This window comes from Mycobacterium sp. E136 (assembly GCF_001666865.1).
GTDB lineage: Bacteria > Actinomycetota > Actinomycetes > Mycobacteriales > Mycobacteriaceae > Mycobacterium.
In genome coordinates this window covers 1-3,495 of sequence record NZ_LZJE01000020.1, presented here as the reverse complement: position 1 = coordinate 3,495, position 3,495 = coordinate 1, and the positions used below count along the sequence as shown (strand labels likewise).

Sequence of the window (3,495 nt, the reverse complement as noted above, 5' to 3'; positions counted from 1 at the left end):
GGCGGCGGTCACCATCCAGTCGGCGGCCTCGTCGGCGGTCAGCCCGGGCAGTCCGTCGTAGGCGCGGGTGGGCGCGATCATCGGTGTGCGCACCAGCGGGTAGAACAGCGTCGTCGAATGCACTCCGTCGGAGCTCCATTCGGTTTCGATGACGCGGCTCACCGCGGTCAGCGCGGCCTTCGACGCGTTGTACACCGAGAACAGCGGCGACGACTCGCTGAGCACACCCCAGGTCGACACGTTGATGATGTGGCCGTCGCGCCGCTCGCGCATGCCCGGCGCCAGGCCGCGGATCAGCCGCAGCGGCCCGTAGTAGTTGAGCGCCATGGTTCGTTCGACGTCGTGCCAGCGATCCAGCGACTCGGCCAGGGGTCTGCGGATCGACTTGCCGGCGTTGTTGATCAGGATGTCGACGCCGCCGAGTTCGTCGGTGACCCGTTCGGCGAGGCCGTCGACCGCGTCGAGGTCCGACAGATCGCAGGCGTGTGCCCAGGCGTCCCCGCCGTTCTCGGTGATCCGGTCGACCAGCGCGTCGAGCAGTTCCTGTCGCCGCGCCGCCACCACGACGGTGGCCCCGCGGCGGGCGAACTTCTCCGCGGCCGCCTCGCCGATCCCCGATGAGGCTCCGGTGAGCAGGATGCGCTTACCCCGCAGGTCAACGACGTCGCGGCCGGGCTGATACTGCAGCAACTCGGGGACGACCGGGGGACGCATGGTGGTCAGGACGAGTTGGTCGGCCAACCGCCGCAACGGGCTCTTGCTCACGAGCGGAGTCTAGGTGAGCGGTTTGTGAGTGAAAACGTTCGCTCACCGATCGAAATCACTCACAAATCGCTCAGTCGCGGCCGCCGGCCAGCAGGCCCGACGAGGCGAACTTCAGCCCGGCTCGCAGCTCGTCGAGGCGGATCGGGTCGTCGGACTCGATATAGCGCAGCGTGGTGGCCACTGCCATGTTGAAGAACAACCACGCCAACGCTTTTGGGCTGAGTTCATTGCGGTACTGGTCGTGGTAGTGGTTCATGTGCAGCGTCGACATCGCGACCAGCGTCGCGTTCAGGCCCGAGATGTTTTCGAACGTGCGCACGTGATCGGGGCGTTCGGCCAGATAGCGGAGCAGGCCTCGGTTGGCGATCGTCACATCGATGAGGATGTCGATGGAGGCCGCCATCGCCTCGGCGGGTTCGGCGAGCGTCACGGTCCGCAACCGTTCCTCCAGCGCAGGGGCCTGCGTCAGCGCGAGGTGTTCGATGGCGGCGCCAAGGATCTCCTCCTTGTCGGAGAAGTACTGGTAGATCGACCCTTTGCTGACACCCGCCCGATCGGCGATCAGGTTCGTGGTCACCTGGGCGGGGTCCGTGGTCAGCAACAACCCTGCCGTCGTCTCGACGATTTTTGCGACCATGGCACGAGAACGCTGTTGTTGCGGCGCTTTCCTACGCTCTGAACTGCGGTTACTCGTGCCCACAAACGCCCCTTATGCGACTTGAATGCGACCTGACGGTCATATTAACCTCGCCGCACTACCTGGATAGGAGGTGGGCGCCGCCCATGACCGCCACTTCGGACATCGATCTGTCGTCACCCGTCGACGACGGACCGATCGAACTGGTCCCGCCGGATTCGCTGACCGCCGAGCACACCGGCCGGTGGACGTTCCTGATCTTCGAGGGCGCGGCGTTCATGATGCAGGCGATGCACCCCGTCATCGCCGAGGTCACCGGCCGCTATTCAGCGGCGTTCCACGGTGATCCGGGTGGACGGGCGATCCGCTCCATCGACTCGGTGCTGCGGTGGACGTACGGCGGCACGGAAGCCGCGGCCGAGGGGAATCGGGTCAGAGCCATGCACCGGCCGATGACGATGAAGAGCGAGACGACCGGAAAACAGGTCAGCGCGCTGAATCCCGAGGCGTACCAATGGGTCATCTGCACCGGGTACATCGTCAACGTCCACGGCGCGCGCCTGCTGATCGGTCGCGACTTCACCGACGACGAGAAGGCGCAGGTGTTGCGCGACAACCGCCGACTGGCGCGGCTGCTGCACGTGCCGATGCGCGACTATCCCGAGACCGATCAGCAGATGACCGACTACTTCGAGTCGATGATCCACAAACTCGAGGCCACGCCGCAGGCGCAGAAGCTGATGGACGACCTGATCACCGGCACGATGGAGATGCCCCCGTTGGTGCCCAAGCTGTTCTATCCGCTGATCAAGGCCATGCTGCGGCCCGTGCTTCGGCTGAACTACCTCTCGATCGTCGGCCTGCTCGACCCCCGTCTGCGCACCAAGCTCGGCGTGAGTTGGAGCCCGGAGGAGCAACGTCAGCTCAACCGCCTCTACAAGGCGATCCGCATCGCCTACCGCGTGCTTCCCGACCGGCTGACGTACTTCCCGCTGGCGTACCACGCCCGCAAGCACCACCAGTGCCTGGAGAAGATGAAGGAGCGCCAGAAGAAGTCGTTCGCGTACCGCGTCCCGGGCGCCGTCTCCCCGTCCTAGCGATTCGGGTGCGCTACCAGTCGCTCAGCGATTGCTAGTGCACCGAAATCGCTTCTCAGAAGTAGCGCGGGAAAGAGCCCCAGTCCGGGTCGCGCTTCTCCAGGAAGGCGTCGCGGCCCTCGACCGCTTCGTCGGTCATGTACGCCAACCGCGTCGCCTCACCGGCGAACAACTGCTGGCCCACCAGCCCGTCGTCGGTGAGGTTGAACGCGTACTTGAGCATCCGAATCGCTTGCGGCGACTTGCCGTTGATCTCCGACGCCCACTGCAGCGCGACGGTCTCAAGTTCGGCGTGGTCGACGACCGCGTTGACCGCACCCATCGCGTGCATCTGCTCGGCGGTGTAGGGCCTGCCGAGGAAGAAGATCTCGCGGGCGAACTTCTGACCGACCTGCTTGGCCAGATACGCGCTGCCATACCCGCCGTCAAAGCTGCCGACGTCGGCGTCGGTCTGCTTGAACCGGGCGTGCTCGCGGCTGGCCAGCGTCAGATCGCACACGGCGTGCAGGCTGTGCCCGCCGCCGGCGGCCCACCCGTTGACCAGACAGATCACGGGTTTCGGCATGAACCGGATCAGCCGTTGCACCTCGAGGATGTGCAGGCGTCCGGCGCGTGCGGGGTCGACGGTCTCGGCGGTCTCGCCCGATGCGTACTGGTAGCCGCTGCGTCCGCGGATCCGCTGGTCGCCTCCGGAGCAGAATGCCCATCCGCCGTCCTTCGGTGACGGCCCGTTACCGGTCAGCAGCACGACGCCGACGTCCGATGACATCCGGGCGTGGTCGAGGACCCGGTACAGCTCGTCGACGGTGTGCGGACGAAAAGCGTTGCGCACCTCCGGCCGATCGAACGCCACCCGCACCGTCGGCTGCCGCACGCCGTCGATGACGTGGCGGTGGTAGGTGATGTCGGTCAGGTCGAAACCGTCGACGATCTGCCACTGCGACGGGTCAAAGGGGTTGTCACTCACGGGGATACCTTATAGATGCGGAAAACGGG

General features: G+C 65.8%; 4 protein-coding genes. 1 reads left to right on the top strand and 3 read right to left on the bottom strand.

Annotation, left to right across the window (positions count from 1 at the left end; all coding sequences use genetic code 11):
• The coding region (locus A5698_RS01450) for an SDR family oxidoreductase (RefSeq protein WP_068292346.1) at positions 1-765 on the bottom strand (765 nt) is incomplete at its 3' end.
• Between the two features lie 70 nt (positions 766-835).
• Positions 836-1,402, bottom strand: a complete 567-nt coding sequence (locus A5698_RS01445; RefSeq protein WP_068292345.1) for a TetR/AcrR family transcriptional regulator — start codon at positions 1,400-1,402, stop codon at positions 836-838.
• A gap of 146 nt (positions 1,403-1,548) precedes the next feature.
• Here A5698_RS01445 and A5698_RS01440 point away from each other — a divergent pair, with 146 nt between their 5' ends.
• Positions 1,549-2,499 carry an oxygenase MpaB family protein gene (locus A5698_RS01440; protein ID WP_068292340.1) on the top strand — a complete coding sequence of 317 codons (951 nt, stop codon included), beginning with the start codon at positions 1,549-1,551 and terminating at the stop codon, positions 2,497-2,499.
• 55 nt (positions 2,500-2,554) lie between these two features.
• Here A5698_RS01440 and A5698_RS01435 read toward each other — a convergent pair whose 3' ends face one another.
• The gene (locus A5698_RS01435) at positions 2,555-3,466 is read right to left on the bottom strand and encodes a 1,4-dihydroxy-2-naphthoyl-CoA synthase (RefSeq protein ID WP_068292337.1); all 912 of its coding nucleotides are present in this window, start codon (positions 3,464-3,466) and stop codon (positions 2,555-2,557) included.
• Positions 3,467-3,495: the final 29 nt, after the last annotated feature.

Bases quoted from the DNA above. Each gene is read 5' to 3' on its own strand.
- A5698_RS01445 (WP_068292345.1), bottom strand. From the start codon at position 1,402: ATGGTCGCAAAAATCGTCGAGACGACGGCAGGGTTGTTGCTGACCACG.
- A5698_RS01440 (WP_068292340.1), top strand. From the start codon at position 1,549: ATGACCGCCACTTCGGACATCGATCTGTCGTCACCCGTCGACGACGGA.